Below are 26562 nucleotides of genomic sequence, written 5' to 3'. Positions count from 1 at the left end.
CTGCGGAAACGCGGGGTCCGTTCAGGCTGTTGCGCTGAGATTGAAAATCAACCTGGAAGTTCATTTTTTGCGGGAAAAACGGTATATGAAAAATCTTTACCAACCACTCCAACCGCTGCTATCTGGGCGATATGTCAGTTTGGCGATGTGCCGAAGAAAAAACGTTTTACCAATGTTGAGCATCACACGGTCTGCACCGTTGCGTGCGGACCATATTTCCAAACCGATTGTTTTGGCTAGACGCGTCGCTTTGGGGTACCATAGCCCCACTATCAACTGCCGCTCAGCACGGCAGCCTTGATGAGCCCTTGCCCTTCTCCTGGGAATTATGATCGGGCATCAATCTGCTGAGTGGCCCGAATCCCAGGAGGGGACTCTATATGCAAAAGGAATACCTGTCCGCCGCGGCGGAGGTGCTCAGCGACCAAGGTGTCGATGAGAACCTCGGCCTGAGCAACGACGAGGCGTCTTCGCGCCTCGCCAAGACAGGCCCTAACAAGCTCGAGGAAGCTGAGAAGACGCCGCTGTGGAAGCGTTTCTTTGAACAGATGGCTGACCCTATGGTCATCATGCTGATCGTTGCCGCCGTCATCAGTGCGCTCACGGGCATGGTCAAGGGCGAGCCCGACTTTGCCGATGTTGCCATCATCATGTTCGTCGTTATCGTCAACTCGGTGCTGGGCGTGGTCCAGGAAGCCAAGAGCGAGGAGGCCCTCGAGGCCCTGCAGGAGATGAGTGCGGCGCAGTCCAAGGTGCTACGCGACGGCAAGCTCGTGCACCTGCCGAGCGCCGAGCTCGTGCCCGGTGACGTGATCATGCTCGAGGCGGGCGACTCCGTCCCGGCCGACTGCCGCGTGCTCGAGAGCGCCACGATGAAGATCGAGGAGGCCGCCCTTACCGGCGAGTCCGTGCCCGTCGAGAAGCATGCCAACGTGATCGAGCTCGCCGCCGGTACCGACGACGTGCCGCTCGGCGACCGCAAGAACATGTGCTACATGGGTTCCACCGTGGTATACGGCCGCGGCCGCGCCGTCGTGGTCGGCACCGGCATGAACACCGAGATGGGTAAGATCGCCGGCGCCCTGGCCGAGGCCAAGGAAGAGCTCACGCCGCTGCAGGTGAAGCTTGCCGAGCTCAGCCGCATCCTCACCATCATGGTTATCGTCATTTGCGTCGTCATTTTTGGCGTCGACATCATCCGCCACGGCGTGGGCAACGTTCTCACCGATCCGACCGCGCTGCTCGACACCTTTATGGTCGCTGTCTCGCTTGCCGTCGCCGCCATCCCCGAGGGCCTGGTTGCCGTCGTGACTATCGTGCTTTCGCTCGGCGTGACCAAGATGGCCAAGCGCCAAGCGATTATCCGTAAGCTTTCCGCCGTCGAGACCCTTGGCTGCACACAGACCATCTGCTCCGACAAGACCGGTACCCTCACCCAGAACAAGATGACCGTCGTCAAGCACGAGCTCGCTGCGCCTAAGGAGAAGTTCCTGGCAGGTATGGCGCTGTGCTCCGATGCTCAGTGGGACGAGGAGCTGGGCGAGGCCGTGGGCGAGCCGACCGAGTGCGCGCTCGTCAACGATGCCGGCAAGGCTGGTCTTACTGGCCTGACCGCCGAGCACCCGCGTGTGGGCGAGGCCCCGTTCGACTCCGGCCGCAAGATGATGTCCGTGGTCGTCGAGACCCTTGACGGCGAGTACGAGCAGTACACCAAGGGCGCGCCCGACGTGGTGATCGGCCTGTGTACCCATATCTACGAGGGCGATAAGGTTGTCCCCCTGACCGAGGGGCGTCGTGCCGAGCTCGTGGCCGCCAACAAGGCCATGGCCGACGAGGCCCTGCGCGTGCTGGCGCTGGCAAGCCGCACCTACACCGAGGTCCCGGCCGACTGCAGCCCCGCCGCGCTCGAGCACGACCTGGTCTTCTGCGGCCTGTCCGGCATGATTGACCCGGTCCGCCCCGAGGTCGCCGACGCCATCCGCGAGGCGCACGACGCCGGTATCCGCACCGTCATGATCACGGGCGACCACATCGACACCGCCGTGGCCATCGCCAAGCAGCTGGGCATCGTCGCCGATCGCAGCCAGGCCATCACCGGTGCCGACCTCGATCGCATGAGCGACGAGGAGCTCGACGCGCACATCGAGGATTACGGCGTGTACGCCCGCGTCCAGCCCGAGCACAAGACCCGCATCGTCGAGGCTTGGAAGTCGCGCGACCAGATCGTGGCCATGACGGGCGACGGCGTCAACGACGCTCCGTCCATCAAGCGCGCCGACATCGGCGTGGGCATGGGCATCACCGGTACCGATGTCACCAAGAACGTCGCCGACATGGTACTTGCCGATGACAACTTCGCTACCATCATCGGCGCCTGCGAAGAGGGTCGTCGCATCTACGACAACATCCGCAAGGTCATCCAGTTCCTGCTTTCGGCCAACCTTGCCGAGGTGTTCTCGGTGTTTATCGCCACGCTCATCGGCTTTACCATCTTCCAGCCGGTGCAGCTGCTGTGGGTGAACCTGGTCACTGACTGCTTCCCCGCGCTCGCGCTGGGCATGGAGGATGCCGAGGGCGACATCATGAAGCGTAAGCCACGCAACGCCAAGGACGGTGTCTTTGCCGGACATATGGGTCTGGACTGCGTGGTCCAGGGCCTAATCATCACCGCGCTGGTGCTGGCGAGCTTCTTTGTGGGCGTGTACTTTGACATGGGCTACATCCACATCGCCGATATGATCGCCGGCAATGCCGACGAGGAAGGCGTGATGATGGCGTTCATCACGCTCAACATGGTCGAAATTTTCCACTGCTTCAATATGCGCAGCCGTCGTGCGTCGCTGTTCACCATGAAGAAGCAAAACAAGTGGCTGTGGGCTTCCGCCGCGCTGGCGCTGGTGCTGACGGTGATCGTAACCGTGCAGCCGACGCTTGCCGAGATGTTCTTTGGCCCCGTGACGCTTGAGCTCAAGGGCGTTGTTGCTGCCCTGGGCCTGGCCTTCCTGATCATCCCGCTGATGGAGATCTACAAGGCGATCATGCGCGCGGTGGAGAAAGAGTAACGTACCTGTCCGGGCCCGCCCGCCTGCGGGGTTTCCACGGGTACGTCCTCGCCGCGTTGCGGCTGCGGGATGTGCCCTTTGGAAACCCCTCTCGGCGGGCGGGCCCTGCGGTGACGTTGCTGACTTTTCTCCCGTGTGGATGATAAAGGCTGAGGGAAAGTGTGTGAGTCGGTCGAGCATTTGCTCGGCCGACTCTTTTTTGTGGGAAAATACCTGCTCAGTTTTGATTTATGGTGCTGGGAGGCGCTTGTGGGCAAGGCTAAGGCTAAAGCGAAGAAAAAGACGACGGGGGCGCGGGCTAAGCGCGATCGTCGTCGGAAGCTCGCGACCGAGGCTCCCGCGTCTGCCGAGGAGCTGCTGGCGAGCGTGCCGGGACTCGACGCGCTGCAGGACGTTCCGGCGTTCGATGACCTGCCGGTCGATGAAGCTCAGCAGGCTGCCTTTGATGATTTCTGCGCACATGCCGAGGAGCCCGAGCAGATGCAGCTTGGCGCCGTGGTGCGCTTGGATCGTGGGTTTCCGCTGGTGGCGACTGCCGACGATACCTTCCGCGCCGAGCATGCCGTGGGATTTGCCAAGTCGCGCGGTGGGGACGAGGTCCTGCTGCCTGCCGTGGGCGATCGTGTGGCGGTGCGCCGCGCTCCCGGGCACGATATGGGCGTGATTGAATGCGTACTGCCGCGCCGTACGAGCTTTGAGCGTTGGCGCGGCCGTGCCCGCGGAGAGCGCCAGGTGCTCTGCTCCAACGTGGATAGCGTGCTAATCGTGCAGGCGCTCGGTGCCGGCGAGGTGCTGCTCGACCGTGTGGCGCGCTCGCTGGTGTTGGCGCTCGACTGCGATGCCGAGCCGGTGGTGGTGCTCACCAAGGCTGACCGCTGCGATGCCGGGGAGCTCGAGCGCGATCTGGACCGCGTGCGCCGTCTGGTGGGTCCGGACGTGTGCGTGATCTTGACGTCTTCTGCCGAGGGCCGCGGTCTGGACGAGGTCCGTGCCTGCGTGCCTGCCGGGAGCTGCGCCATGATTCTGGGCGAGTCGGGTGCCGGCAAGTCGACGCTGCTCAATGCACTGCTGGGCCACGATACGTTGGCGACCGGCGGTGTGCGCGAACGCGACGACCAGGGCCGTCACACTACCGTCGCGCGCGTGATGGTGGCGCTGCCGGGCGACGCCGGCGTGATCGCCGATGCCCCGGGTCTGCGCAGTTTGCCGCTCGTGGGTCACGAGCGGGGTCTGGCACGCGCCTTCCCCGAGATTGTCGAGGCATCGCGTGCGTGCCGGTTTGGCGACTGCACGCATACCCACGAACCGGGTTGCGCCGTTCGCGAGGCCGAGGACGCCGGGCAGATCGACAGCCTGCGTCTGGAAACTTTCCAAAATCTGGCGTCATCCATGCGCGTGAGCGCTCAAATGCTCGATCCCGATGTCCATCTGTAATTGATTTTTCCTATGACAGCCGTCTCCCAACTGTTCGGGAGACGGCTTTTTTGCTGCGGAAAAGCCTCGAAACATGCAGTTTGCTGACGTGCTGACCAAAACCTTGCCACGAGCTTGACGGGCTGGTCAGCTTTTGGTCAGCGATTGGTTTGACATCGAAAACCAAGATTGCGATTGCGCCGCTTTGCACTCTGGCCGCCCAGACAATGGTGGTACGGGCATTCGCCCGGCACTGCCATGAGAGGAGCGGCCGTGAACAAGAGCAAGCGCATCGCCATCAGTCTGGTCGCGGGCGTGCTCGCTGCTCTGCTCTGCATGGTTTACGGCTCGTCGATCCGCTCGCAAGCCGAACAGGTCCAGGCTGAGACCTTGGCCAAGTACGGTGGCGATCGCGTCGAGGTATGCGTCGCGGCGCGCGATATCGATGTGGGTGAGACCCTCGATGAGACCAATGTCATAACCCAGGAATGGCTGACGAGTCTGCTGCCGCGTGACGCGGCGACCGAGCTGCGCCAGGTGCGCGGCGACGTGACGACTTCGCGTATTCCCAAAAACGCCGTGATCTGCAATGTCTACACCAAGGCCGAGAGCCGCAAGCTCGAGGTGCCTAAGGGCAAGGTTGCCGTTTCGGTGGCGGTCGATGCCGAGCACTCGGTCGGCGGTGCCACGGGCGTGGGCAGCTACGTGGACGTGTACGTGCAAAAGGACGGCGTGACCGATCGGCTGTGCGGCGCGCACGTGATCGATACCAGTGAGGATTCCGGTGCCACGCGCGAGGGCAAGATCGAATGGGTGACGCTGGCGGCTGACCCCGAAGACGTCAAGGAACTGCTGGGAGCCTCGGGCAAGGGAACGGTCAGCTTGACGATTCCCGCCACGGCGCGCGGCAAAAAGAGCGGAGGCGACGAGTGATGAAGGCGATCTGGCTTGCGTGCTGCGCGTGCGGCGATTACGGGCTGTTGCAGCGGGAAGTCGAGGGCCGTGATGCGGGTGCACAGGTGCTTCGCGTGGGTGACCTGGACGGGCTGGTTTCCATGGCGCGGGCGTTTCCGTCGCGCCGCGGGGCTGCCATCATCGCGGCGTCTCTGTTTGATACCGAAGATGTGCGCAAGACTGTTGCGCGCCTGACGGCCGAAGGCCGCGTGAGTCGCGTGGTCGTGTTGATAGAAGCGCTCGATCCGTCGGATATCGAGGGGCTGTTTCGCGCGGGGGCGACCGAGGTCATCGCTGCACACAGTATATGCGGCAACGGGCGCGCGGGCGAGGGAGCGGTTGATTCCGATCGGCGCATGACGATTGAGCCCGATGCTTTTGTTGATAGGGAACCCGGGGCGCCTCGCGCTACAAGAGGCCCGCGTGTTGATGATTATGGAAAAGCGGAAGCCGAGCATGGTCGGCGCCCCCGGAACCCCCTTGTATGCGATGACGCTGGAGGGCCGGCGCAGCATGCTGGCGACTCCCCGGCTGTAGATATGGGATACGTGCACGGCGTGAATCTGGTGGATGAACTCGACGAAGTTGAGGGCTTTGCCGGGTGCGGCGAGTTGTCGCTAATGCAGCATGAGCAGATTGCGCAGAACGAGCCTGCCTCGCAGACCGAACAAGCTGCCATGCCGGCTTGGACGCAGCGTGTGGTTGCGGCGGGGGAGACGGGGGCGCTGCCACCGACGCCCGCCCCGCCGCCTCCGATGCCGCCGGCAGACGCTGCCGCTCCGCCGCATCGAGCTCCGGTCATCTGCGCTATTTCGGGTTCGGGCGGTTGCGGCAAGTCGACGATCGTTGCCACCATGGCACACACATCGTCGCTGTTGGGCTTGCGTGCCGCCGTGCTCGACCTGGACCTGATGTTTGGAAACCTTTACGACTTGTTAGGCGTCGATGCTCCGCGCGATATGGCGGCACTTATCGAGCCGTCGGCGGCGGGCACGCTCACCGAGCCGGATATCGTAGCCACATCGATGCGCGTGGCGCCGGGCGTTACGCTCTGGGGTCCCGTCGCGGCGCCCGAGCAAGCTGAGCTCATGGCGCGTCCGGTGGAGCTACTGCTTGATGTTCTGCGTCGCGAATCCGACGTGGTCTTTATCGATACCTCGGTCTTTTGGGGCGACGCCGTGGCGGCTGCGGTGGCGGCGAGCGACCGTTGCCTGGTCGTTGGCGATGCGGCGGTGTCGTCCGCGACATCGGCGTCGCGCGTCATCGAACTGGCAAGTCGAGTAGGTGTGCCGCGCACGCGCATGAGCGCCGTGTTCAACCGGTTCGGTGCGCGCGGGGCAGACGAGGACGTCGCCATGCGCTTTGAGATTGCCTGTGCGTTGAGCTCCAAGATTCGTATCGCCGATGGCGGGCAGGATCTCGCCGCGCTCATGGCGTTTGGACGCGCTGACGAGGCGGTGGGGCAGACCAGTGCTTTTGCGACTAGCATGCGCGAGGCCACGCGCGAGATGCTCGTGGAACTGGGGTGCGCCGTCGGCCCTTGGGGCGATATGGTCGCCGACCGTGCAACGCGTACCGAACGCCCGCGTATCCGCCTTCCCTGGTTGCGCGAGGGTGATCAGCGATGAGCCTGCAAACGAGGATTAAGGCTGCCGGCGCTGCAGCGGCGGCAGCGCCTGTAGATGCGGGGCGTCGCCGCGCGGTGAAACGACGCACCAAGCGCGCCGTGATGGACCGCATGGGTTACGACGAAGTGGCGCGTATCAGCGCCTATATCGACCCGGCACTTGCCCGCTCGGAATTGCGTCCTGCGGTGGAGGCGGCGCTCAATGTTGAGGAGCCGACCGATCTCGCGACGCCCGAGCGCGAAACCATCATCGACGAGATTTTGGATGACGTGGTGGGCTTGGGGCCGTTGCAGCCGCTCATCGAGGACGACACCGTTACCGAGATCATGATCAACGGCTGCCGCTCGGCTTTCTTTGAACGCGGCGGCGTCTTGTACCCCATCGAGCATGCGTTTGAGGATGATGAACAGATCCGTGTGCTTATCGACCGCATCATCTCGCCACTTGGCCGCCGTATCGACGAGCGCAGCCCCATCGTCAACGCCCGCCTCAAAACGGGCTATCGCGTCAACGCGGTGATTCCGCCTGTGGCGATTGACGGACCGATTCTCACCATCCGAAAGTTCTCGGACCGTATCTGCTCGCTGGACGAGCTTGTGGGGCTGGGGTCGCTGCCGCTTTGGTATGCGCAGCTGCTGTCGTGCGCGGTGTCGCTGCGACAGGACCTGGCGGTTGCGGGAGGCACGGGATCTGGTAAGACCACCCTGCTCAACGCGTTGTCATGTGAGATTTCCACCGGCGAGCGCATCGTGACGATCGAGGACTCTGCCGAGCTCAAGTTTGCGCATCATCCGCACGTGGTGCGCCTAGAGGCGCGCGAGGCTTCAATTGAGGGTGAAGGCGCGGTGACGATCCGCGACCTGGTAACTAATGCCCTGCGCATGCGCCCCGACCGCATCGTGGTGGGCGAGGTGCGCGGTGCCGAGTGCTGCGACATGTTGCAGGCCATGAACACGGGCCACGACGGGTCGCTCACCACACTTCATGCGGGTTCAGAACAGGAGACCGTGGTGCGTCTGACGTTGCTTGCACGTTATGGCATCGACCTGCCGAGTGAGCTCATCGAGGAGCAGATTGCCATGGCGCTCGACGGTATCGTGATGTCCGAGCGCCACGCCGATGGCAGGCGCTTCGTCTCCTCGTATTCGGGGGTGCGACGCGCCGCATCGGGCGGCGTAGAGCTCGAGCGCTATGTGACGTTCGATGCCGCCGAGCGCACCTGGACGCTTGACCGCGAGCCGCCGTTTATCGCAGAAGGCCTGCGGTCGGGGACGCTCACACAAGAGGAGGTGGACGAATGGAGATCGCTGTGCCCCTCGTCGTAGGGGGCTTGGCAGGGCTTTCTGTCGCGACGGCGTGCGGGGCGGAACCTCGTGTGCCGCAGGTACCGCCGGCGGAGCTGGCACGTCAGGCGCTCGAGACGGTGGCAGAGAAGCTGCCGCGTGAGCTGGTGAAAAACGATCTGCTGAAAAAGATCGCCCGTTCGTGGGCATCGCTGGCTCTGGCGCATCGCCTTGGCCTCGTGATCGAGGATGCTTCGGGATGTTTGGCGTTTCTGCTGCTATCGAGCGGTGTCTGCTGCGTTTTACTAACGATGGTGTCGTTATCGCCCCTCGGATTTGCCTTGGGACTTGTTGCTCCGTTTGCCGTTGGTGCCGCTCGGGATGGCTTTGAGAGCCGGCGCGAGCAACACGATGCAGAAGAGGCAATGCCCGAGGCGTTTACCGCACTTTCCATGTCGCTTGCCTCGGGACATTCGCTGGCCCAGGGCATGCGCTTTGTGGGCGCTCATGCGCAAGAGCCAGTGCATAACGAGTTTTTGCGGGTGGCGGCGGCGATCGATTGCGGCATCTCGGCGACCGACGCGCTCGATGACTTGCTCGTGCGTATCGACGCCCCCGGTCTTTCGCTTGTGACCTTGGCGCTTAAGGTGTCTCAGCGCACCGGCGCTCCGCTTGCCGACTTACTGTCCGAGGCGTCGAGCATGGTGGGGGAGCGCATTGAGCTCAAGCGCCGCCTGGATGTTAAGACGTCGCAGGCTCGCATGTCTGCGCATATGGTCGCGGCGATGCCGGCGGGCATGTGCGCGGTGTTGGCGCTGCTTTCGGCAGATTTTCGTCGCGGTCTTGCGACGCCTGCCGGCGCGGGCGCTGTGGTGCTGGGTCTTGCCCTCAACGCCGTTGCCCTGGTGGTTATCCGGCGCATTATGCGGGTGGAGCTATGAGCGCCTCGGTTGCAGTTGCGGCTTGCCTGTGCGCCCTGAGTGTATTTGTCGCGACGGGTTTTGATCGGGCGGATGCACGCAAGATCGCAGGGGCCTGCAAGCGCGAGGCGGTGCTGGTCGCTGCCGCTGGTCGCTCGGTGGTCGATGCTCTGACCGCGCGAGTGAAGGGCGCGGTTGGAGCGGGCGGCCCGGCGCGAGTGTCGCTCGGCGAAGTGTCCGAGATGATCGATGTTGTGCGCTTGGGTCTTTCGGCCGGTCTTTCGTTTGATGCGGCGCTTGAGATTTTCTGCGCCAACCGCCGGTCAGTGCTGGCTCTTCGCCTTGAGCGCGCCTGCATGGCGTGGCAGGTGGGCGTGGGCACGCGTGAGGACGAGTTGTTGGCCGCCGCGCGCGATCTGGACGTGCGAGCGCTCGAGACCTTTGCCATCACGGTGGGGCAGGCGCTCGCCCTGGGTGCCCCACTTGCCGAGACGCTGGCCGCTCAAAGTCGCGAGATCCGTGCGGCTCATCGCGCCGCGGTCGAGCGCGAGATCGAGCGTGCGCCCGTCAAGCTGTTGATTCCCACCGGCACGCTCATCTTGCCGGCGTTGCTTCTGTCCATATTGGGCCCGCTGCTGGGAGCAGGCGGGATGATGTAGGGAGGAATACATGAACACGATGGTCGAAGTTGCTGACAAGGCTTGGAGCTGGGCTTTTTGCCGGGCGATTCACACTCGCCAGCATGCCAAGGAGCTGTTGCAGGAGGAGAGCGCGCAGGGTACCACCGAGTACGCCATTTTAGTGGGCGTACTTGTGGTGATCGCGATTATTGCCATCGTTGCATTTAAAGGCAAGGTTAAAGAGCTATGGGATGCGATCAGCGAGGGCATCAACAGCCTGTAGAGGGCGAGCGCCCCATCGGGGTGCTGCTGGTGTTTGCTTGCCTGACCGTGGCGATAGCGGTGGTGCTTTGGGGGCTTAACGCCGCGCGGCAGCAGCGTCCTGGGACCGCCTCCGATTTGGGCTCAGATTCGGCGGTGGCGTCTCAAAAAGATGAGATGCGAGATGCGGACGATTCGGATGTCGCTGTCACGGCGCAAACCTTTCTGCGGGCGCTCGACAAGCGGTCTGGCACTGCGACGGATTCGCCTGAGGGCAACGCGATTGCGGTCCGGCTTGCATGGTCCGAGGACCGACCGATGACCGAAGCGGCAGCGGATATGCTGCGTGCCTATCGCGAGGTACCCACGGCACAACTTGCTCTGAGCGGCTATCTCGATATCAAGGGCAACGTGTGGGGCGCTATCGTGCGCGACGGACGCGGCTGGGTCGATATGGTGACGGTTGCCGCGGATACTGGCGATGCTTCGTGTCGTCTGCGCGCCGTGCGCCTGAGCCCGCAGGCAACGGACTCAAAGGAGGGATCGTGAAATGCATGATGTCCTGCGTGAGGAATCTGCCCAGGCGACGGTCGAATACGCCATCGTCACGGTGGCGCTGTTATCGATCGTGCTGGCGATTGCGGGGCTTTGGCGTGCTGGCACCGATGGGCGCTTGGCGGCGCTGGTCGAGCGGGCGGCGTCTCACGGCGTCACCTCGACATCGGTTGTCGACGCTGCTGCGGGTGCTGAGGACATCGCGCTGTATTGATATCGCGCGCGAGGACCGGGCGCAGTCTACGGTCGAGGCCGCTTTTTTGCTGCCGACGTTTCTGACGCTCATCCTTCTCGCACTGCAACCGGCGTGTCTGCTCTATACGCGCGCGGTCATGGAGTCTGCCGCCGCCGAGACCGCGCGGCTCATGACCACGACGACGGCGGAGGACGACGATCTTAAGGAGTTCACCCGCCGCCGACTTGCCGCAGTGCCCAACGTTTCGATCTTTCATGCCGGCGGGCCGTTGTCGTGGGATATCGAGCTTGGCCGGGTCGGTGCGGGTGGCGCCTCGTCCGTGTCCGTTTCCGGCGAGGTCAAGCCGTTGCCTGTGATCGGTGCGTTTGCGCAGGCTATGGGTGGTACCGCCGAGGGCGGCTACGTTGAGCTCAAGGTCGATGTCTCGTATCAATCGCGTCCCGAATGGCTGGAGGGAGATTATGATTCGTGGATTGCTGCATGGGATTAAGCGTTTCTGGTCTAGACGCGTTTTGACGCACCGTCCGAGCTGCCATCGCAAGCGAGGCGGCTTTATGGGTCGAGCCGGTGTCGATCTGTTTATCGAAGACGGCGCCTATACCACGCTTTCTTCTGCCGTGGTCATCCTAGTGGTGCTCACATTGTTGTTTTCGTCGACCGCGGCGATATGGAGCATGTCGCGTGCCGGGGACACCCAGGTGGCGGCCGATAGCGGCGCGCTGGCGGGTGCCAACGTAGTGTCGTCCTATCACACGGCTGCCACGGTGGTTGATGCGAGTATCTTGAGTCTGGGGCTGGCGGGGTTTGCCACGATCGGGACGGGCCTGGTCGCCATCCTCATCCCGGGTGCCGAGCCGGTTGCCGGCAATATGGTCGACACCGGGATCGAGATCATTAAAACGCGCAACAAGTTTGCCAAAAGCGCATCGGAAGGCTTACAGAAAATCGAGACGGCTCTGCCGTATCTGATCGCCGCGCGTGCCACGCAGGCGGTGTCGGCGCAGGATACCGATAGTGTGACCTATACCGGTACGGCGCTTGCCGTGCCCAGGACATCCGAGTCGGACTTTGCTGCGCTCAAAGGGTCAGAGATCTCGACCGATACCATTAAAGACACATCAGATGATTTAGAGCGTGCGGCCGAGGAGCTGCGGAAGGCCTCGGAGGAGACGGCGAAGGCAAAGGAGCGCGCTTGGCTGGCGGATTGTGGTGGGTCTGACAAGGGCTCGGTCGGCAGCTGTTCTTGCATGTGGGAGCGTGCGAAAAGCCTAACGGATCTCTCCGGTGTTCAAAATCCGCATTACTCATCGAGCGTTACGTGGGAGCCCCAAGTTGCCCTTGATCGCGCGAAGGACTACTACCATTGGCGTCTGACAAATGAGAAGCCCCGCGGCTCGAGTGTCGAGATGAAGGCAGAGTCTGCGGCGCGTAAGGCGTTTTATACCTATGCGAACGCGGAGGTCGATCGGGCATATATAACCGAGAACGGAGACAGGGTTTCCTCCTATATTCCGCTGCTGCCGCGCAACTCTGATGAGGTTCGGGCGACGGAACTCTATACCGATGCGGTGTGGCCGACTAGCGTAAACGATGACAAGGCGTATCTGCATTACGGGACGACCTGCCCCAACTATAAGAAAGGGACGCCGAGCGGATTTGCTTCGGTTGCCGATTACGATGGACAGGATAAATGCAGCAAATGCCATTTTGGCGTTTTGTCGCTTGGTGCTGTTGCGGCGCCTTCAACCTCTATCGAAAACGGCTTCGAGTATCACTTTGACAAGTTTAAAGACGCCCTGGAGGACTACGTCGACTGTCGCAACAAGGAGCTCGAGCTCGAGCGTCAGACCGAGGACGAAGCCGACCGTGCGGGCAATGCGTTCGATACCGCCATCAAAGAACTTTCCGGTGAGCGTCCGCGTATCGCTCCGCCCGGTCGCAACGGCGTGGTTGCCTTTGCGGTTTCGGGTGCCATCTCGAGCCCCGATGAGCTCAACTCTTCGTTTAACACGGCAGTCAGGCTTGGCGATCGCGGTGCCATCTCTGCCGCGGTGCTGGCGCCCGATGGGGCGACGGCGCAAAACAACGTGCTTTCGCGATTTTTCTCGACATTGAAGGAACGCTCGGGTGGCGTTGCCGGCGTACTCGATGGCGTCATGGATGTCTGGGGACGGCTGCTTGTGGGATACGGAGACATCCAAGGTTCGGCCGACGAACTTATGGACGAGATGATTAAAGGCCTAGGAGGGGGCAGCGGCGCGTTGGGCTCCATCGCATCGTGGCTCGGCGATACCGTTTCGGCGTCCGTGGCGGCGTTGGGTCTGGAGCCGTGCGACTTGCGCCTGCGAAAGCCGGTGCTGACCGATTCCGCCAACGTCATTAAGAGTCCGGGGTCTGACATTGCTGGTTTCTCTCAAGCGCAAGACAAGCTGCGAAGTATTCCGTTGGGCGTGACCGATCCCAAGGCGCTTTGCGAGGCGTTGGAATATCAAGTCGAACGCACCATTAGCGGCACGGTGTTCACGCTTGCGGAGATTCCTCTGCCCGGCGGCGGCTCCATCCCGCTCACCGTCGATGTCGCCACGCTGGTTGGCGCTCTGGGCGGTGGGTCGTAATGAGTATCCGCATGCGTCTGCGCGAGGAGCGCGCCCAAGCGACGGTGGAGATGGCAGTGGTTACGCCCGTTTTGCTGGTGCTGGCACTCATCGTGTACAACGTCATGATCTTTGCCAGCGCTGTCGCGCGCTTCGACCGCGTGGTGCCCGACATCGTGTTGGCGCACGCCGTGGCGTCGGAGGGGGAGGGCGACGAAAGCTCTGCCGATGCCTCGGCGACGGTTCAGACTCAAATTCTGAATGCCATGGAAGGCTATGGCTTGCAGATCGAAGTGTCGAGCGAGCAAGGCGCGGAGGCATCGGATGGTGGCCTGCTCTCCCTATCCGGTACGTTTAGGACCTACACCTGCACCATGCACTATGAGCCGTGGCCGACTTCTCTCAGCATCGCTGGCGTTACGCTGGGGGCGCCGACAACGTTGTCGCACGAGCGCGCGGTGACGGTCGATCCATGGCGTCCGGGGGTGGTCATGTGACCGCGGTCTCGTCCTACATCGCGTACGCGCGGGCGCTCAACAGGCTGGGTTGGACGCCGGCCGAGTTTGTGGTGGCGGAGTCGTTTGCCGTGCGCCTGCGCGGCATGCTGGGACGGTGTCCGGTTGCCGCCAACGGTCTGCCGCTCGTCATGGCGTTTCCACGCTGCTCTTCGGTCCATACGTGTTTTATGGCCTATCCCATCGACATCGCCTTCATCGATCGCGACGGCAATATCCTCGCGCGCTACGAAAGCGTTCGTCCTTGGCGCACGTGCTCCTGCCCCGGCGCCTGGGCCGTACTAGAGCGTCCTTCAATCATTGTTTCGATCCCTGCTCTCCAACGCGTGCCGGCTTAAGAATTGGCGACAGCGGACTTTCGTCATACGAAATTGGGTAAGATGGAGGAGAAGATGCATGGATGTTGAGATCCATCCCAACGCTAAAAAGCACCTGACGGAAAAGCAGGTGCTTAGCGCTTGGCTTGCGGTTACTGAGTGCATTCGTCGCGAGTCGAAGGACGAGCCGCCGAGATGGCTTGCGATTGGATGGCTCCCAGACGGACGAAGCGTGGAGCTTGTCGCGGTCGAGCTTGTCCGTGGGTGGCTTATCATTCATGCCTTGTCTCCAGTCCAGAAGAAATTTTGGCAGGAGATTGAACAGGCTCGGCAAAGGGGTCGATGATGGGCAAGACGTATACGGCCGCTAATGGTCAGGTTGTAACGGATGAAATGATTGACGCGTGGTGCGAGTCGTACGAGCGCGGAGAGTTTCCGGATGGCGAACACACCGTTGGTGGGATCGTGCATGGACGGCCCCCACTCTCAGGTGAGGGGACGGCAACGCTGTCAGTCAAGATTCCTCTGGGAATGAAGGAGGCCATTCGTCGACGGGCGGCTGCCGAGGGGATGACGCCAAGTGAGTTTGCCCGTGCGGCTCTGAGCGAAAAACTTCTTGCTGCCGGCTGATGTCTCTGACGTGCCGATTTATAGAACCGAGGCTGTGCTCAAAAACTTTTTTAAAATTCTCGGTTGACCGGAACGCGTCCTTGGTTATACTAATCAAGCCTTGAAACAAGGCACACCTCAAATGGCTGGGTAGCTCAGTTGGTAGAGCAGAGGACTGAAAATCCTCGTGTCAGGGGTTCGATTCCCTTCCCCGCCACCTTGAATTGACTAGGACCTCTGCAAAGGGGTCCTTTTCTTTTATGCAGCCCCCACATGGAATCGAACCCCGTGAGGGCGCGGAGCTGAGTAAACGCGTAAGCGTTTGCCAGCGCAGCTCGCAAGGCGCGTAAGCGCCGCAGCGGTCCGTCCGCGCAGCGCGCGGACGCGATTCCCTTCCCCGCCACCTTGAATTGACTAGGACCTCTGCAAAGGGGTCCTTTTCTTTTATGTAGGGTTCTGCGGAAAATGCGCCCCATTATTGAGCGATAGAACGGGACACACTTTCCGGTGCCTGCCTCCGGCGCGCGTACACACCTCGTCGCACCATTCCGAGCCCGCCCGCCCCAGACATTCCTCCCACTTTCGCGTCACTTTACAGACCGTTCGGTCGCCTGTCCGCACACGCGGGTATACTCAAAACGATACTTATCCTATGCAATACGATGCGGGTTCGACCTGCATGATCCGAAGGGGGCAGTGATGGAGAGGATACTCGGCGTTAATCTCTCTGGCTGGTTTATTCCCGAGCCTTGGGTGACCCCGTCGCTGTATGCGGCGACCGGTGCATCCAACGCGGCCGAGCTACAGGAGGCCATGGGTACCGCCGCCTATAACGAGCGCATGCGCCGCCATTACGAGACGTTTGTGAGCGAGGACGATTTTCGTCGCATGGCGCAGATCGGTCTCAATGCCGTGCGTCTGCCGGTGCCTTGGTATGCCTTTGGCTCACAGGAGTCCGATGCCTCCTACATATCGGTTGTCGATTACATCGACCGCGCGATTGAGTGGGCTGCCAAGTACGACATCCGCGTGCTGCTCGATCTGGCAACCGTGCCCGGTGGCCAGGGCGATTCCAACGATTCGCCCACCACGCCGGAGGCTGTTGCCGAGTGGCATTCGTCCACTAACGGCCGCCATGTCGCACTCGACGTGCTCGAGCGCTTGGCCGATCGCTATGGCGAGGCCGAGAGCCTGCTGGGCATTGAGCTGCTGGACACGCCGCAGATGAGCGTTCGCAAGAGCCTCTTCACCATGACGGATGGCATTCCCGCTCATTACCTGCGCAATTTCTATCGCGATGCCTACGAGCTCGTCCGTTCGTATATGCCCGAGGATAAGATCGTCGTCTTCTCGTCGTCGGGGCATCCCAGCGAGTGGAAGCATTTTATGCGCGGCGCCAAGTACAAGAACGTCTACATGGACCTTCACCTGTACCATTACCGCGACGAGTATGCGCTCGACATCACGAGCCCCCGCGGGCTGACGACGGCGATTTCGCGTAACAAGCGCGAGCTTAAAGAAGCGATTTCGACTGGGTTCCCCGTGCTGGTGGGCGAATGGTCGGGCGCGGCGATCTTTGCCAACTCGTCGGTTACGCCCGAGGGCCGCAACGCCTACGAGCGCGTGTTTATCGCCAACCAGCTGGCTTCGTTTGCGCCGGCTGCCGGTTGGTTCTTCCAAACGTGGAAGACCGAGAAGCGCATTGCAGCATGGGACGCCCGCGCGGCGCTCGGTACGCTCGAGCGCGGCATGATTGAATAGGTTGATATGACGCAAAACAGCGCCCATACGGGCAAACTCTATGTGGTCGGCACGCCCATCGGCAACCTGGGTGACCTGTCCCCGCGCGTTGGCGAGGCCTTTGCCGCTGCCGATGTCATCTGCTGCGAAGACACGCGTGTGACGTCAAAGCTGCTGATGCACCTGGGCATTTCCAAGCCGCTTGTCCGTTGCGACGAGAATGTGATCGCTAGCCGCGCTGCCGGCCTGGTCGACCGTCTGCTGGCGGGGGAGACCCTCGCCTTTGCCTCGGACGCCGGCATGCCGAGCGTGTCCGATCCCGGCCAGGCGCTGGTCGAGGCGGCGCGTGAGGCCGATGTGCCCGTCGAAGTTATTCCCGGGCCTTCTGCTTGCGTCACGGCGCTCGTTTCGTCCGGTATTCCCTGCGAGCATTTTTTCTTCGAGGGCTTTTTGGGCCGAAAGCACGGCGACCGCGTGCGCCGTTTGCAGCGCCTTGCCGTGGTGCCCGGCGCACTCATCTTCTACGAGTCTCCACATCGCATCGTGGCGACGCTCGAGGCCGTGACGGAGGTCTTTCCCCAGCGTGAGGCTGCCGTCTGCCGCGAACTCACCAAGCTGCACGAGGAGGTCTTGCGCGGGCCCGCTGCCCAGCTTGCCGAGGAGCTGCGTGCTCGCGGCGAGGTAAAGGGCGAGATCGCGCTGGTCATCGCGCCGCCGAGCGAGGATGAGGAGGTCGGTATCGTGCCGGTCGGCGCTGCGGCAGCGGATCCCGACGAGGCCCTGCGCGAGGATATCCGCGCCGCGCTCGAGGAGGGGGAGCCCGCGTCTGCGGTGGCCAAGCGCCTGTCTCAGAAGTATTCGCGCCGCAAGCGCGATGTCTATGCCATGGTGCTCGATATGCAATAGATGGAGGATATCCAGCCCTTGCGCTAGAATCATCCTCTGTATGCAACGTTTTTCTGGAGGACAAACCCCATGGATCAAAGCAAGCCTTCGTTCTTTATCACGACGCCCATCTACTACGTCAACGCCGATCCGCACCTGGGCACGGCTTATTCCACCATCATCGCCGACGTTCAGGCTCGCTATCGCCGTTCCGCCGGCTATAACGTCAAGTTCCTGACCGGCATGGACGAGCACGGCGAGAAGGTCGCCGAGGCCGCAGCCAAGCATGGCATGACGCCGCAGGAGTGGACCGATAGCCAGGCCCCGCACTTCAAGGAGCTTTGGAGCAAGCTCGAGATCTCCAACGACGACTTCATCCGCACCACCGAGCCGCGCCAGCATCATGCCGTGCAGTATCTGTGGGAGCGCATGAAGGAGTCCGGTTACCTGTATAAGGGCAGCTACGACGGTTGGTATTGCGTGCCCGACGAGACCTACTTTACCGATACGCAGGTCCAGAAGGGCGACGAGGAGTACGGCAGCGTCGGCCAGCATCTATGCCCCGACTGCCACCGTCCGCTTGAGCGCGTGCAGGAGGAGTCCTACTTCTTTAAGCTTTCCGCCTTCCAGGACAAGCTTCTCAAGCTCTATGACGAGCACCCCGACTTTGTCGAGCCTGCGTTCCGCATGAACGAGGTACGTAGCTTTGTCGAGGGCGGCCTTAACGACCTTTCCGTGAGCCGCACGAGCTTTGACTGGGGCATTCAGGTCCCGTTTGACGAGGGTCACGTGACCTACGTGTGGTTCGATGCGCTGCTCAACTATATGACGGCCGTCGGCTACGGTGTCGACACCGACGAGGCGCGTGCCGAGCTGGCCTATCGCTGGCCCGCGCAGTTCCACATCGTGGGTAAGGACATCATCCGCTTCCACTGCGTCATTTGGCCCGCCATGCTCATGGCCATCGGCGAGGCCCTGCCCGAGCACGTCTTTGCCCACGGCTTCCTGACCGTGCGCAATGCCGAGACAGGCAAGGCCGAGAAGATGTCCAAGAGCCGCGGTAACGCCATCGCTCCGCAGGACGTTATCGACATGCTGGGCGTCGAGGGCTATCGCTACTACTTCATGACCGACGTCGTTCCCGGTACCGACGGCGCCATCAGCTTCGATCGCATGGAGCAGGTCTACAACGCCGATCTGGCCAACAGCTGGGGCAACCTCATTTCGCGCTCGCTCAACATGAGCGCAAAGTACTTTGACGGCTGCGCCCCGGCTAAACCGGCGTCTGCCGACGCGTTCGATAACCCGCTGGCAAAGATTGCCGACGGTTTGGTCGAGCGCTACATGGCCAAGATGGACATGCTCGATTACGGCGGAGCCAAGGATGAGGTCATGGAGCTCATCCATGCCGCCAACCACTACATCGAGGACTCCGAGCCCTGGGCGCTTGCCAAGGACGAGGCCAAGGCTGACGAGCTGGCATTTGTGATTTACAACCTGCTCGAGGCCATCCGCATCGCCGCCCACCTGCTGATGCCGCTCATGCCCCAGACTTCTGTCGAGGCTCTGCGCCGCCTGTCCTGTGAGGGCGAGGCCGCGAGCGACGACCTCAAGGGCATTTGCGCTTGGGGCCTGCTTGCTGGTGGTCAGCCCGTCGAGAAGGGCGATCCGCTGTTCCCGCGTCTGGCGTAGAGACTTCGCGAGCGCCATATCGGCAATTTGCTGTTTAGATGTAAGGGCATGGCCGCAACGGTCCATGCCCTTTCGTTTCAAGACGCCGCCATCATGCTAAGGAGGCAACTATGACAACTTCGCCTTTGGCAAACCCCACGGCCACCAGGGAGCTGCTGGAGGAGTTTGGCCTTGCGACCAAGCATCGCCTGGGCCAGAACTTTCTAATCGACAATCATGTGATCGAGCGTATCTGCGAGCTTGCCGAGCTTGCAGGTGACGAGCGCGTACTCGAGGTGGGTCCGGGTTGCGGTACTTTGACACTTGCGTTGCTGCAGGAAGCGGCGTGCGTTACGTCCATTGAGGCCGATCCTGAGCTCGAACCGGTGCTCGACGCCCACGCCGCCGACTATGCCAACTTCCGCTTTATCATGGGCGACGCGCTCAAGGTGACGCCGGGGCAGATTGAGCAGGCTGCGGGCGGTGAGCCGACGGTATTTGTCGCGAACTTGCCCTATAACGTGGCGGCGACGATCATTTTGCAATTTTTCCAGACGATGCCGGCGCTCAAGCGCGCCGTCGTCATGGTGCAAAAGGAGGTTGCCGATCGCATTGCCGCAGTGCCGGGCAACAAGACCTATGGCGGCTATACGGCAAAGCTTGGCCTGTATGCGCAGGTAACGGGTCGCTTTGAGGTGCCGCCGCGTTGCTTTATGCCGGCGCCACACGTGGACTCGGCCGTCGTGCGCATCGACCGTGTTGACGGTGTGGTGCCCGAAGGACTCGATCGCGAATTTGTGGCCCGCGTGATTGACGCTGCATTTGCTCAGCGTCGCAAGACCATCCGCAATTCCATGAGCGCCAACGGCTTTGCCAAGGACGTGCTCGATGCCGCCTTTGAGGCTTGCGGTATCGCATCCACCACGCGCGCCGAGACGCTCGGCGTCGCCGACTTTGTGTGCCTGGCTCGGGAGCTTTCCCATGACGCTTAATGCCGAACGCGTGACGTTTACCAAGAAAAAGAAGACGGTTGCTTGTCCCGTACCCTTGGCACCGCTTGCCGACACGCATGCGCATCTGCTTTCGTTCTGGGGCAAGGATGTGCCCGAGGCACTCGTGCGTGCCAAGGCGGCAGGCATCGACCTGTTGGTGACGGTCTTCGACCCCATCGCCGACAAGCGCAGCGTGACGGACTATAGCGACTGGCTCGTGCGCGAAATTCTGCCGATGCAGGATATCCCGCAGATCAAGTATCTTGCCGGCGTGCATCCGTATGGCGCGCCGGACTATACCGACGACATTCACGCGCAGGTTGTTGCTGCGCTTGATGACCCTTTGTGCGCCGGTATTGGCGAGATCGGTCTGGACTACCACATGGATTACGACGACGACATCGCGCCGGCGCCCCACAGCGTGCAGATTGACTGCATGGCACGCCAGCTCGAGCTTGCCGTGTGCCGTAACGTGCCGGTGGAGCTGCATCTGCGTCACGAAGACATGGACCAGGAGCGTACCTCGCACGTGGACGCCTACAACGTGCTTCGTGAGGTGGGCGTGCCCCAGGCCGGTTGTGTGCTGCACTGTTTTGGCGAGGACCGCGCCACGATGGAGCGCTTTGTGGAGCTGGGCTGCTATATCGCCTATGGTGGTGCGGCCACCTTTAAGCGCAACGACGACGTGCGCGAGGCATTTGCGGCAACCCCACTCGATCGAATTTTGTTCGAGACGGATTGCCCGTATATGGCTCCGGAGCCCATCCGCGGTCTTGAATGCGAGCCCGCAATGATCTCCATTACGGCAAACGCGCTGGTTAACGACCGTGTCGATCGCACTGGTGAGGACGCCGAAACAATCGCGCATGCCGCTTGGGAAAATGCCTGCAAACTTTTTCAAAAATAGTTCTTGCGTTCGCGGTGGCGCTCCGTTATTCTAATTCCTGCACGCGGGCGTGGCGGAATTGGCAGACGCGTACGGTTCAGGTCCGTATGGGGGCAACCCCATGAAGGTTCAAGTCCTTTCGCCCGCACCATTAAATGAAAGAGCTCCCAGCAATGGGGGCTTTTTTGTTATGGGCCCATCGCGGGGACTTGAACCTGCGAAGGAGCGAGCGTAAAGAAAACGCGGAGCGTTTTTAGCGAGTTGACGAGTCCGCCGGCAGGCGGTCGAAGCCGGTGCGGATCCACGAAGCGGATACGCGGACGTCCTTTCGCCCGCACCATTGATTGAAAGAGCTCCCAGCAATGGGAGCTTTTTTGTTATGCACGATCTCCTTGGACGGGTATCCTAATGCCAACGTGTGCCTATCAGAGGAGAGACCATGCTATTTTCCGGTATCATCGCCGCCCTTACCAGCCTTTTGATTCCCATCATCATCCTGTTGTTGCTGCTCCCCAACGCCTGCTACGTCGTTGAGCAGCAGCACGCCGTAATCATCGAGCGCTTGGGTAAGTTCAATCGTATCGTCAACGCGGGCTTCCACGTGAAGGTGCCCGTGATTGACCGCAAGGCCGCCACGGTGAGTCTGCGCACCATGAAAAATGGTTTTGGCATCGACGTTAAGACCCAGGACAATGTGACCATTGGCCTTGAGGTCTCTGCTCAGTACCACGTGAGCTATGACATGGGTGCTGGCCCGGCGGATTCGGGCATCTACAAGAGCTACTACATGCTGCAGGAGCCCGTCGACCAGATGCGCGACTTCATCACCGACGCCCTGCGCTCCTCCATCCCCGTCTACACGCTCGATGAGGTCTTTGCCAAGAAGGATGACATCGCCAAAGATGTCAACGCTACTGTTTCCGAGCAGATGGCCGCCTACGGCTTCACCCTCGTGTCGACGCTCATCACCAAAATCGCACTGCCGACCGAGGTTGAGAACTCCATGAACGACATCAACGCTGCCCAGCGCAAGCGCGCTGCCGCGCAGGAGCTCGCCGAGGCCGACCGCATCAAGCGCGTCACCGAGGCGACCGCCGAGGCCGAGGCTATGGAAAAGGCGGGCGAGGGCATCGCCAACCAGCGCAAGGCCATCGCGCTGGGTATCAAAGATTCGCTCGAGATCATCCAGGAGACGGGTGTCGGCAATGACGAGGCCAACCAACTGTTCATGTTTACGCAGTGGTCCGAGATGATGACGGAGTTCGCTCGCACGGGTAAAACCTCGACGGTCGTGCTGCCGAGCGACTTTTCGCAGTCGGCCTCGATGTTCGAGCAGATGCTGGCCGCCGGCAAAGTTCAAAACGATTCGAAGGAGTAGGCGCGCGTGAAATACACCGTCGTTTGCGTCGGTAAGCTCAAGGAGCGCTTTTGGAAGGACGCGTGCGCTGAGTACACCAAGCGCCTAGGTGCCTATGCCAAGGTGGATATCCGCGAGGTGGCCGATATCGACCCGGCTAAGGCGGGCGGCGTGGATGCCGCGCGCGACAAGGAGGGGGCGGCGATTCTTGCCGCCTTGCCATCTCGAGCGCATGTGATCCTGCTGGCTATCGAGGGCAAGGAGCGCTCGAGCGAGGAGCTCTCGGCGAGGCTCGACGATCTTATGCTGCGAGGCAGCAGCGACATTGCCTTTGTAATCGGCGGTTCGGACGGCGTGAGTGATGAGGTGCGCGCCCGCGCCGACGAGATGCTCAGCTTTGGACGCATTACCTTGCCGCATAACCTGGCGCGTGTGGTGCTGCTAGAGCAGATTTACCGTGCCTGCAAGATCAGTCGTGGCGAGCCGTATCACAAATAGGTCGGCAATACGAAACAATGGCGTGGGACAATACCTTTCGTTTTGAGGAATGTGTCTGAAAGGACTATGTGATATGAAGATTGGATTTGTCGGTTTTGGCAATATGGCGAGCGCTATGGCAGATGGCTGGATCGCTGCCGGTGTAGCTGCGAGCGATATGTGCGCCTGTGCGGGTCGCTACGACGCGCTGGTTGAGCGCTGTGAGGTGCGTGGGATGGCCGCTTGCCACGATGCCGCCGAGGTTGTCGCCGCATCCGATATCGTGGTCGCTGCGGTCAAGCCGTACATGATCGAGAAGGTATTTGCCCCGCTCAAGGATGCTCTTGCCAAAAAGGTCGTTCTGTCGGTTGCCTGGACTTGGGACAGTGCCAAGTGGGAGCAGGTCCTGCCGGGCGTCGCGCATATCTCGACGGTGCCCAACACGCCGGTTTCGGTGGGCGAGGGTGTCATCGCCTGCGAGAAGTCCTCTACGCTCAACGGCGAGCAGCGTGCTGTTGTGCTCGACCTGCTCGGTAAGCTTGGCGCTGTCGTCGAGCTCGATACGAGCCTGCTGTTTGTGGGCGGCACCGTGGGCGGTTGCGCTCCGGCATTCGTCGCCATGGCGATCGAGGCCCTGGGCGATGCGGCGGTCAAGCACGGTATCCCGCGTGCCGATGCCTATCGCATTGTGAGCCAGATGGTGCTGGGTACGGCAAAGCTGCAGCTCGCAACCGGTCAGCATCCTGCAGCGATGAAGGATGCCGTGTGCTCGCCCGGCGGTGCCACCATCAAGGGCGTCGTTGCGCTCGAGGACGCCGGCATGCGCAGCGCCCTAGTCAAGGCAATCGACGCAACCCTCCAGTAAACCGACCAAAAAGGGACAGGTTTATGTTGGCAGGTTTTTCCTGCGGTTTTGTCCTTTTAGCGAAAAGCGCCCCGCAACTGGTTCAATTCCAGTTGCGGGGCGCTTGCGTTTGCCCAGAGAAAACCGACCAAAATAAACCTGTCCCTTTTTGGCAGGTTAGTCCCAGAAGCTGTCTTCTTCGTCCTCGGACTTGGGGCCGCGGTCGACATACATCTTATGGGTGCGCTTCTCCATTACAAAGGCAAGAATCGCAAACAGCAGGATGCCGCCGGCGAAAAGGATGGCAAAACCGGTGCGGGTGCCAAACAAAAAGGAAAAAACTGCGTCCATTGGGTGCCTTCTTGCGTAGTTGAGTTGGGTCGTAAACGCTCATAAGTATATACTTGCCCATACATGTACAAGGTTGCAACCTAAATGGAATGTATATCGCCGGAGGATCTAATGCTTGATATCAAGTTTGTTCGCGAGAACCCCGATGCCATCGATGTCGCCATGGCTAACCGCCAGACGTCTTGGGATCGCGAGAAGTTCTTTGAGCTCGACGACGAGCGTCGTGCCGTCATCACCGAGGTCGAGGAACTTCAAGCCACGCGCAACGCCGAGTCCAAGAAGATCGGCGCCCTGATGAAGGAGGGCAAGAAGGACGAGGCCGAGGCCGCCAAGGAGGCCGTGCGCGCCGTCAACGAGAAGATTGACGGTCTGGCCGAGCGCCGTACTGCTCTCGAGCAGGAGCAGTACGACTTCATGGCTCACCTGCCCAACATTCCTTGCGAGGCCACGCCGTACGGCAAGGACGAGGACGAGAACATCGAGCGCCGTCGTTGGGGCACCCCGCGCGAGTTCGACTTCGACTTTAAGCCGCACTGGGATCTGGGTACCGACCTCGACATCCTCGACTTCGAGCGCGGCAACAAGCTCTCCGGCAGCCGTTTCACCGTTCTCGGTGGCGCCGGCGCCCGTCTGGAGCGCGCCCTCATCAACTTCTTCCTCGATACGCACACCAGTCGTGGCTTTAAGGAGTGGTGGCCGCCCATCGTCGTCAAGCGTCAGACCATGTTCGGCACGGGCCAGCTGCCCAAGTTTGAGGACGACGCCTATCACGTCTCGGGCGACAACTTCCTGATCCCCACCGCCGAGGTCGTGCTCACCAACCTGCACGCCGGTGAGGTCCTCGACGCCGATACCCTGCCGCGCCGCTACACCGCCTTCACCCCCTGCTTCCGCGAGGAGGCCGGCTCCGCTGGTCGCGATACCCGCGGCATCATTCGCCAGCACGAGTTCGACAAGGTCGAGATGGTCAAGTTTGCCAAGCCGGAGGAGTCCGACGAGGAGCTCGAGAGCATGACCGCCGAGGCCGAGTTCCTGCTGCAGCAGCTGGGTCTTCCGTATCGCGTGATTAGCCTGTGCACCGGCGACCTGGGCTTCTCCGCCCGTCAGACCTACGACGTCGAGGTCTGGCTGCCGAGCTACAACGCCTACAAGGAGATCAGCTCCTGCTCCAACTGCGGTGACTTCCAGGCCCGTCGCGCCAACATCAAGTATCGCGACCCCGAGAACTTCAAGGGTTCGCGCTATCTGCACACCCTCAACGGTTCCGGTCTGCCGGCTGGCCGTACCATGGCAGCCATTCTGGAGAACTACCAGAACGCTGACGGCACCATCACGATCCCCGAGGTTCTGCGTCCCTACATGGGCGGCCTCGAGAAGATCGAGCCGGTCGCGTAGATTGGCTGCATAAGCGATTTGCTAGGGCACTCCTTTTTGGGGTGCCCTTTTTGTGTGCGGCCATACCATGCTGTGCGGACAGCTCAATAGAAAACACACGAACAACTGTTCTGTATACAGCCATCTACCTGCTATGCTTTTGCTAAATAAGAGCGAGAGAAAGGGGACGCGATGGAGCTGTTTGATGATCGGGTGGTTTTGTTTGAGAGCGACGAGGGCGGGGAGTACCTGCTTGTGACGTGTGAGCCGTCTGGCATGGGTGGCCTGGTGGTTCGACAGACGAGCGAGGGGCCGTTGACGCAATGGTGCTACGAGGAGTCGCCTCATGTGGTTGAGGCGTTTGTGGCGCACGAGGGGCTTGTGGCCCTAGAGCATTTCTATGGGGTCCAGACATCTAATCAGGTTGCTCGCATGTTGAGCATCTCGTTTGCCGATTATGATTGTGCCCAGCGGGTGAGATCGCTCCTGAGGGAACTTGATGCTAAGTTTGACGTGATCGAAAAGCCAATCGATCGTACGGGGAATGGCGGTATATGCGGAGCAGCATGACAAGACTGCGTTCCACAAAAAAGTTTGAAATTGTGCTTGACTCCAATAAGCTAAAGTGGTTTTATATGTCTTGCGCTGCGGCGTTACCTCAGCTGGATAGAGGGTCTGACTACGAATCAGAACGTCATAGGTTCGAATCCTATACGCCGCACCAATTGACTTTAAAGCTCCCGGCAACGGGGGCTTTTCTTATATGGGAGCATTGCGGAGATTCGAACCTCGGTCGAGGCGCGGGCGTCAAGAAAACGCGGAGCGTTTTTAGCCCGCGGGCGAGTCCGCCGGCAGGCGGGCGAAGCCGGTGCGGATCCGCGAAGCGGATGCGCGGAATCCTATACGCCGCACCAATTGAAATTGAAAGCCTCCGGCAACGGGGGCTTTTCTTTTATGGCAACACCGCATGGATTCGAACCTCGGTCGAGGCACGAACAACTTAATGGTTGATTTTCAATCTCAGCGCAACAGCCTGAACGGACCCCGCGTTTCCGCAG

Annotated in this window: 28 protein-coding genes and 3 tRNA genes; 30 read left to right on the top strand and 1 reads right to left on the bottom strand. The window is 61.3% G+C overall.

Features of this window, described 5'->3' with window-relative positions; all coding sequences use genetic code 11:
- From DW754_RS11195 to proC, 27 genes are all read left to right on the top strand, one after another.
- On the top strand, positions 1–240 hold a 240-nt coding region (locus DW754_RS11195), incomplete at its 5' end, for a hypothetical protein (RefSeq protein WP_233508932.1).
- 140 nt (positions 241–380) lie between these two features.
- Complete coding sequence (locus tag DW754_RS09755; RefSeq protein ID WP_117759577.1) at positions 381–3062, top strand: cation-translocating P-type ATPase; 2682 nt, start codon at positions 381–383, stop codon at positions 3060–3062.
- A gap of 480 nt (positions 3063–3542) precedes the next feature.
- Positions 3543–4496, top strand: coding sequence for a ribosome small subunit-dependent GTPase A (rsgA, locus tag DW754_RS09750; protein WP_199411487.1), 954 nt, complete (start codon positions 3543–3545; stop codon positions 4494–4496).
- A 252-nt stretch (positions 4497–4748) separates the two neighbouring features.
- Positions 4749–5408: a Flp pilus assembly protein CpaB gene (cpaB, locus tag DW754_RS09745; protein WP_233503148.1), complete on the top strand. Its 660-nt coding sequence runs from the start codon at positions 4749–4751 to the stop codon at positions 5406–5408.
- A complete protein-coding gene (locus DW754_RS09740; protein WP_117759579.1) occupies positions 5408–7057 on the top strand; it encodes a P-loop NTPase in 1650 nt (549 codons plus the stop codon). The genes cpaB and DW754_RS09740 overlap by 1 nt, the downstream gene beginning before the upstream one ends.
- Positions 7054–8382 (top strand): CpaF family protein, encoded by a 1329-nt coding sequence (locus tag DW754_RS09735; protein ID WP_006235095.1) that lies wholly within the window; start codon positions 7054–7056, stop codon positions 8380–8382. The genes DW754_RS09740 and DW754_RS09735 overlap by 4 nt, the downstream gene beginning before the upstream one ends.
- The gene (locus DW754_RS09730; RefSeq protein ID WP_117759581.1) at positions 8355–9281 is read left to right on the top strand and encodes a type II secretion system F family protein; all 927 of its coding nucleotides are present in this window, start codon (positions 8355–8357) and stop codon (positions 9279–9281) included. The genes DW754_RS09735 and DW754_RS09730 overlap by 28 nt, the downstream gene beginning before the upstream one ends.
- Complete coding sequence (locus DW754_RS09725) at positions 9278–9919, top strand: type II secretion system F family protein (protein ID WP_117759583.1); 642 nt, start codon at positions 9278–9280, stop codon at positions 9917–9919. The genes DW754_RS09730 and DW754_RS09725 overlap by 4 nt, the downstream gene beginning before the upstream one ends.
- A gap of 10 nt (positions 9920–9929) precedes the next feature.
- The gene (locus tag DW754_RS09720; RefSeq protein ID WP_117583818.1) at positions 9930–10163 is read left to right on the top strand and encodes a hypothetical protein; all 234 of its coding nucleotides are present in this window, start codon (positions 9930–9932) and stop codon (positions 10161–10163) included.
- A complete protein-coding gene (locus tag DW754_RS09715; protein WP_147336391.1) occupies positions 10127–10690 on the top strand; it encodes a hypothetical protein in 564 nt (187 codons plus the stop codon). Before DW754_RS09720 ends, DW754_RS09715 begins: the two co-directional genes overlap by 37 nt.
- 1 nt (position 10691) lies before the next feature.
- The gene (locus tag DW754_RS11000; RefSeq protein WP_147336392.1) at positions 10692–10910 is read left to right on the top strand and encodes a hypothetical protein; all 219 of its coding nucleotides are present in this window, start codon (positions 10692–10694) and stop codon (positions 10908–10910) included.
- A complete protein-coding gene (locus DW754_RS09710; RefSeq protein WP_233505636.1) occupies positions 10885–11382 on the top strand; it encodes a TadE/TadG family type IV pilus assembly protein in 498 nt (165 codons plus the stop codon). Before DW754_RS11000 ends, DW754_RS09710 begins: the two co-directional genes overlap by 26 nt.
- A gap of 64 nt (positions 11383–11446) precedes the next feature.
- On the top strand, positions 11447–13507 hold the full coding sequence (locus tag DW754_RS09705; protein WP_117759587.1) for a hypothetical protein: 2061 nt from the start codon (positions 11447–11449) through the stop codon (positions 13505–13507).
- On the top strand, positions 13507–13983 hold the full coding sequence (locus DW754_RS09700; RefSeq protein WP_117759589.1) for a TadE/TadG family type IV pilus assembly protein: 477 nt from the start codon (positions 13507–13509) through the stop codon (positions 13981–13983). Before DW754_RS09705 ends, DW754_RS09700 begins: the two co-directional genes overlap by 1 nt.
- Positions 13980–14339, top strand: coding sequence for a DUF192 domain-containing protein (locus DW754_RS09695; RefSeq protein WP_233508931.1), 360 nt, complete (start codon positions 13980–13982; stop codon positions 14337–14339). Before DW754_RS09700 ends, DW754_RS09695 begins: the two co-directional genes overlap by 4 nt.
- A gap of 58 nt (positions 14340–14397) precedes the next feature.
- Positions 14398–14664: a hypothetical protein gene (locus DW754_RS09690; RefSeq protein WP_117736226.1), complete on the top strand. Its 267-nt coding sequence runs from the start codon at positions 14398–14400 to the stop codon at positions 14662–14664.
- Entirely contained in the window at positions 14664–14948 is a 285-nt protein-coding gene (locus tag DW754_RS09685) for a ribbon-helix-helix domain-containing protein (protein ID WP_035137167.1), read from the top strand. Before DW754_RS09690 ends, DW754_RS09685 begins: the two co-directional genes overlap by 1 nt.
- A gap of 123 nt (positions 14949–15071) precedes the next feature.
- A tRNA-Phe gene (locus DW754_RS09680) sits at positions 15072–15144 on the top strand.
- A gap of 482 nt (positions 15145–15626) precedes the next feature.
- Positions 15627–16688: a glycoside hydrolase family 5 protein gene (locus DW754_RS09675; protein WP_055309641.1), complete on the top strand. Its 1062-nt coding sequence runs from the start codon at positions 15627–15629 to the stop codon at positions 16686–16688.
- A 6-nt stretch (positions 16689–16694) separates the two neighbouring features.
- Complete coding sequence (gene rsmI / locus DW754_RS09670; protein ID WP_117759593.1) at positions 16695–17573, top strand: 16S rRNA (cytidine(1402)-2'-O)-methyltransferase; 879 nt, start codon at positions 16695–16697, stop codon at positions 17571–17573.
- A 69-nt stretch (positions 17574–17642) separates the two neighbouring features.
- A complete protein-coding gene (gene metG, locus DW754_RS09665) occupies positions 17643–19244 on the top strand; it encodes a methionine--tRNA ligase (protein WP_117563697.1) in 1602 nt (533 codons plus the stop codon).
- Between the two features lie 110 nt (positions 19245–19354).
- Positions 19355–20215 (top strand): 16S rRNA (adenine(1518)-N(6)/adenine(1519)-N(6))-dimethyltransferase RsmA, encoded by an 861-nt coding sequence (rsmA, locus tag DW754_RS09660; RefSeq protein WP_117759595.1) that lies wholly within the window; start codon positions 19355–19357, stop codon positions 20213–20215.
- Complete coding sequence (locus DW754_RS09655; protein ID WP_118072028.1) at positions 20205–21122, top strand: TatD family hydrolase; 918 nt, start codon at positions 20205–20207, stop codon at positions 21120–21122. Before rsmA ends, DW754_RS09655 begins: the two co-directional genes overlap by 11 nt.
- Positions 21123–21165: 43 nt before the next feature.
- Positions 21166–21252: transfer RNA gene (locus DW754_RS09650), tRNA-Leu, on the top strand.
- 288 nt (positions 21253–21540) lie between these two features.
- Entirely contained in the window at positions 21541–22479 is a 939-nt protein-coding gene (locus DW754_RS09645; protein WP_055250521.1) for an SPFH domain-containing protein, read from the top strand.
- 6 nt (positions 22480–22485) lie between these two features.
- Entirely contained in the window at positions 22486–22956 is a 471-nt protein-coding gene (gene rlmH / locus DW754_RS09640; RefSeq protein ID WP_035136824.1) for a 23S rRNA (pseudouridine(1915)-N(3))-methyltransferase RlmH, read from the top strand.
- A gap of 73 nt (positions 22957–23029) precedes the next feature.
- A complete protein-coding gene (gene proC, locus DW754_RS09635; RefSeq protein ID WP_117759599.1) occupies positions 23030–23800 on the top strand; it encodes a pyrroline-5-carboxylate reductase in 771 nt (256 codons plus the stop codon).
- Positions 23801–23956: 156 nt separating this feature from the next.
- On the opposite strand, the gene DW754_RS11095 is transcribed toward proC, so the two are convergent.
- Positions 23957–24130, bottom strand: a complete 174-nt coding sequence (locus DW754_RS11095) for a DUF6724 family protein (RefSeq protein ID WP_006235069.1) — start codon at positions 24128–24130, stop codon at positions 23957–23959.
- A gap of 111 nt (positions 24131–24241) precedes the next feature.
- Here DW754_RS11095 and serS point away from each other — a divergent pair, with 111 nt between their 5' ends.
- From serS to DW754_RS09620, 3 genes are all read left to right on the top strand, one after another.
- Positions 24242–25525: a serine--tRNA ligase gene (serS, locus tag DW754_RS09630; RefSeq protein WP_117637377.1), complete on the top strand. Its 1284-nt coding sequence runs from the start codon at positions 24242–24244 to the stop codon at positions 25523–25525.
- A 171-nt stretch (positions 25526–25696) separates the two neighbouring features.
- Positions 25697–26074, top strand: coding sequence for a hypothetical protein (locus DW754_RS09625; protein ID WP_117759601.1), 378 nt, complete (start codon positions 25697–25699; stop codon positions 26072–26074).
- 77 nt (positions 26075–26151) lie between these two features.
- Positions 26152–26228 (top strand) — tRNA-Arg (locus DW754_RS09620).
- Positions 26229–26562 lie beyond the last annotated feature (334 nt).

The sequence above is a fragment of the Collinsella sp. AM29-10AC genome, from assembly GCF_003469085.1.
Classification (GTDB): Bacteria; Actinomycetota; Coriobacteriia; order Coriobacteriales; family Coriobacteriaceae; genus Collinsella.
Note: the sequence above shows the minus strand (reverse complement) of the source record. Positions and strands in the feature narration are given on the sequence as shown.